Origin of the sequence: Rathayibacter tanaceti, assembly GCF_001634385.1 — a bacterium.
Lineage (GTDB): Bacteria > Actinomycetota > Actinomycetes > Actinomycetales > Microbacteriaceae > Rathayibacter > Rathayibacter tanaceti.
Map to the genome: position 1 here is coordinate 1 of NZ_LIIN01000180.1, position 3,923 is coordinate 3,923.

The following is a 3,923-nucleotide window of genomic DNA, read 5'->3' on the forward strand; positions in this document are numbered from 1 at the left end:
GGCGAACTGCTCGACTCCGCGCTCGCGGCGCTGGCGCCGGGCGGACTGCTGGCCTACGTCACCTGCTCGCCGCACCTGGGCGAGACCCGGCGCGTGCTCGCGCTGGCTCAGGAGCGGCACGAGCTCGAGCTCCTCGACACGCCCGCGGTGCTGGGCGGCGTGACCGCGGCGCCGCTCCCGCTGCCGGAGGGCACGACGCACGTGCAGCTCTGGCCCCACCGCCACGGCACGGACGCCATGTTCATCCAGCTCCTGCGCCGCCGACCGTGATCCCCGTGACCTGCTGCCACGAGTGACCGCATTCCCCGGTGTACCGTCCCCTGTCGTCGTCACCGGCGGTGCGTTGCGGAGGGGCGGCGGGGCTGGGACCCCGCCCTAGGCTGGGGCCATGCCCGCACGGATCAACCCCAGCATCCTCTCCGCCGACTTCGTGAACTTCGAGGCCGAGCTGCAGCGCATCGCCGGTGCCGACCTCGTGCACGTCGACGTGATGGACAACCACTTCGTGCCGAACCTCACCTTCGGTCTCACCATGGTCCAGCGTCTCCAGGACGTTTCGCCCCGGCCCCTCGACCTGCACCTGATGATCGAGAACCCCGACCGTTGGGCACCCGGCTACGCCGAGACCGGCGCCTACTCGGTCACGTTCCACGCCGAGGCGGCGCGCGACGCCGTGGTCCTCGCTCGGCGCCTGCGCGAGATCGGCTCCCGCGCAGGCCTCGCTCTCAAGCCCGGCACGATGGTCGACGAGTACCTCGACCTGCTGCCCGAGTTCGACCAGATCCTCGTGATGACGGTCGAGCCCGGCTTCGGCGGCCAGTCGTTCATGGAGGAGACGATGCCCAAGCTCCGCACGCTGCGGAACGTCGTGGACCGCACCGGGCTCGACGTGTGGCTCCAGGTCGACGGCGGCATCGCTCCGGGCACGATCGAGATCGCGGCGGAGGCGGGTGCCGACACGTTCGTCGCCGGCTCCGCCGTCTTCGGCGCCGACGACCCGGAGGCGGCGATCGCTGCCCTGCGCGCCACCGCCACCGCCCACCTGCACCGGCGGTGAGGCGGTCCGCGCCACCCTGTGTCCGCGCGCCGGTGAGGAATCCCTGCGGCCGTGAGGGATCCGATGCGATGCGCAGGACACTGTCCGACCGGCGGGGACGTGTCCGCTCTGCGGGATCGCCGTGCAGGAAGGCCGCTCCTGCCGCGTGACGAGCGCGGGAGGGCATCCCTGCCGGGGGTGGCACCTGCTCCTGTGGATCGCGCCGCACCCGTGGCCACACACCCCCCTCCCGGCCGCCGTATAGACTTCCCCGGTGAAAACTTTCGACGACCTCTTCGCGGAGCTGGGCGAGAAGGCCGCCGCCCGTCCCGAGGGATCGGGCACCGTACGCGAACTCGACGCCGGCGTGCACGTCATCGGCAAGAAGATCGTCGAGGAGGCCGCTGAGGTGTGGATGGCGGCCGAGTACGAGGGCGACGAGCGCACCGCAGAGGAGATCTCGCAGCTGCTCTACCACCTCCAGGTGCTGATGCTCGCCAAGGGCCTGACGACAGCCGACGTCTACCGACATCTGTGAGCTCCGCCCCGCTCGCCGGGGTGCGCCGCCGATCCGCGCCGTCGCGCCCGCACGCTTCTCGGAGAGTCGTGCCGCCCATCGATCCGCTGTCGAGTCCTGAAGGACGTCCCGTGACCACCACTTCCGCGCTCCTGCGCGTCGCCGTCCCCAACAAGGGATCCCTCTCCGAGACCGCCGGGCAGATGCTCGCCGAGGCGGGCTACACCGGCCGCCGCGACCCGAAGGAGCTGCATGTCGTCGACGAGCGCAACGGCGTGGAGTTCTTCTACCTCCGTCCGCGCGACATCGCGACCTATGTCGGCTCCGGCGCCCTCGACGTCGGAGTCACTGGCCGCGATCTGCTGATCGACTCCGGCTCCGAGGCGCGCGAGATCGCGAGCCTCGGCTTCGCGGACTCGACGTTCCGCTTCGCCGGGCCCGCGGGACGCTACTCCGAGCTCGCCCAGATCGACGGGCTCCGGGTCGCCACGAGCTACCCCGGCCTCGTCGGCCGTTTCCTTCGCGAGCACGGTGTCGAGGTGACCCTGATCCGCCTCGACGGAGCGGTCGAATCCGCGATCCAGCTCGGTGTGGCCGACGTGATCGCCGACGTCGTCGAGACCGGGACCACGCTGCGCAAGGCGGGCCTGGAGATCTTCGGCCCCGTCATCCTCGACTCCACCGCTGTGCTGGTCTCGGCGGCCGGCGAGCCGGAGGGCATCCCCGTGCTGCTGCGCCGGCTCCAGGGCGTGCTCGTCGCCCGAGAGTACGTGCTGCTCGACTACGACTGCCCCGTCTCGCTCCTCGAGAGCGCCACCGCGACCGCCCCCGGGTTCGAATCGCCGACGGTCTCGCCGCTGCACGACCCCGAGTGGGTCGCCGTCCGGGTGATGGTGCCGCGCGCCGACATGAATCAGGTGATGGATCGCCTGTACGACCTGGGCGCCCGCGCGATCCTGGTCACCTCGATCCACGCCGCGCGCCTGTAGAGGAGGAGCGATGAGTCTCGCCGTCCGCGTCATCCCCTGCCTCGACGTCGCCGCCGGCCGCGTGGTCAAGGGCGTCAATTTCCAGAACCTGCGCGACGCAGGCGATCCTGTGGAGCTCGCGCGCCTGTACGTCGAGCAGGGAGCAGACGAGCTCACCTTCCTCGACGTCACCGCCACGGTCGACGACCGCTCCACCACCTACGACGTCGTCCGGGCGACGGCCGAGCAGGTCTTCGTCCCGCTGACGGTCGGCGGAGGAGTCCGCAGCGCCGACGACGTCTCGCGGCTGCTCGCGCACGGGGCCGACAAGGTCGGCGTCAACTCGGCCGCGCTCGCCCGCCCGGAGCTGCTCGGTGAGATCGCCGACCTCTTCGGAGCCCAGGTGCTGGTGCTGTCGCTCGACGTCAAGCGGAGCGACGCCACCGCCTCCGGCTTCGTCGTCACCACCCACGGCGGTCGCCGCGAGACGGACGTCGATGCTCTGGCCTGGGCGGCGGAGGCCGTCGATCGCGGCGCCGGGGAGCTGCTGGTCAACTCCATCGACGCCGACGGCACGAAGCAGGGCTTCGATCTCGAGCTGATCGCCGCGATGCGTGAGCTGAGCAGCGTGCCGGTGATCGCCTCGGGAGGCGCAGGTGCCGTCGAGCACTTCGCGCCCGCCGTCGAGGCGGGCGCCGACGCCGTGCTCGCCGCCTCCGTCTTCCACAACCGCGAGCTGACGATCGGAGACGTCAAGCGTGCGTTGGCCGAGTCCGGGGTCGAGATCCGATGACGCCCGCGGAGCTCGACGAGGTCCTCGACCGTGCCGCCTTCGACGCGAGCGGACTGCTGCCCGCGATCATCCAGCAGCACGACAGTCGTGAGGTGCTGATGATGGGCTGGATGGACCGCGAGGCCCTCCGCCGCACTCTGACCGAGGGCCGGGTCACCTTCTGGTCCCGGTCTCGGCAGGAGTACTGGCGGAAGGGCGACACCTCCGGCCACGCGCAGTACGTGCGTGGAGCCGCGCTCGACTGCGATGCCGACACGCTGCTCGTGCAGGTGGAGCAGATCGGGGCCGCCTGCCACACGGGGAGGCACGCCTGCTTCGACGTGGATCCGCTCGCCCCGGTCACCGCCCTCGGCCCCGGTTCGGGGGAGTGAGGATGAGCGGCCGGCGGCTGAAGTACTCGGCGATCCTCGCGATCGTCCTGCTGGCCGCGCTCGAGCTGACCGCGTCCACCCAGCCGTGGTTCACACTCACCCTCGCGGCGACTGAGGGCGAAGGCCAGCGGATCGACGTGGCAGGCACGGTCGCGGCTCCGGCGCTCTCGGCCCTCGCCCTGGCCGGCCTGGCCCTCGCCGCGGCTCTGGCGATCGCGGGCCCGGCCTTCCGCGTCGT

At 71.5% G+C, this 3,923-nt stretch carries 6 protein-coding genes and 1 pseudogene; all 7 read left to right on the top strand.

Annotation, left to right across the window (positions count from 1 at the left end; all coding sequences use genetic code 11):
- A pseudogene (locus tag ACH61_RS14325) lies at window positions 1–270 on the top strand (rRNA small subunit methyltransferase B); the annotation flags it as partial.
- A gap of 118 nt (window positions 271–388) precedes the next feature.
- Window positions 389–1,057, top strand: a complete 669-nt coding sequence (gene rpe / locus ACH61_RS14330; protein WP_068213320.1) for a ribulose-phosphate 3-epimerase — start codon at window positions 389–391, stop codon at window positions 1,055–1,057.
- A gap of 253 nt (window positions 1,058–1,310) precedes the next feature.
- Window positions 1,311–1,574 carry a phosphoribosyl-ATP diphosphatase gene (locus tag ACH61_RS14335; protein ID WP_068213323.1) on the top strand — a complete coding sequence of 88 codons (264 nt, stop codon included), beginning with the start codon at window positions 1,311–1,313 and terminating at the stop codon, window positions 1,572–1,574.
- Between the two features lie 110 nt (window positions 1,575–1,684).
- Window positions 1,685–2,542, top strand: coding sequence for an ATP phosphoribosyltransferase (gene hisG / locus ACH61_RS14340; RefSeq protein WP_082845300.1), 858 nt, complete (start codon window positions 1,685–1,687; stop codon window positions 2,540–2,542).
- Window positions 2,543–2,552: 10 nt separating this feature from the next.
- Complete coding sequence (gene hisF, locus ACH61_RS14345; RefSeq protein WP_068213326.1) at window positions 2,553–3,314, top strand: imidazole glycerol phosphate synthase subunit HisF; 762 nt, start codon at window positions 2,553–2,555, stop codon at window positions 3,312–3,314.
- Entirely contained in the window at window positions 3,311–3,685 is a 375-nt protein-coding gene (gene hisI, locus ACH61_RS14350; RefSeq protein WP_068213329.1) for a phosphoribosyl-AMP cyclohydrolase, read from the top strand. Before hisF ends, hisI begins: the two co-directional genes overlap by 4 nt.
- Before the next feature lie 2 nt (window positions 3,686–3,687).
- The coding region (locus tag ACH61_RS14355; RefSeq protein ID WP_201787619.1) for a Trp biosynthesis-associated membrane protein at window positions 3,688–3,923 on the top strand (236 nt) is incomplete at its 3' end.

Excerpts from the sequence above, each read along its gene's own strand:
- hisI (WP_068213329.1), top strand. The coding sequence starts at position 3,311 with ATGACGCCCGCGGAGCTCGACGAGGTCCTCGACCGTGCCGCCTTCGAC.
- hisF (WP_068213326.1), top strand. The coding sequence starts at position 2,553 with ATGAGTCTCGCCGTCCGCGTCATCCCCTGCCTCGACGTCGCCGCCGGC.
- rpe (WP_068213320.1), top strand. The coding sequence starts at position 389 with ATGCCCGCACGGATCAACCCCAGCATCCTCTCCGCCGACTTCGTGAAC.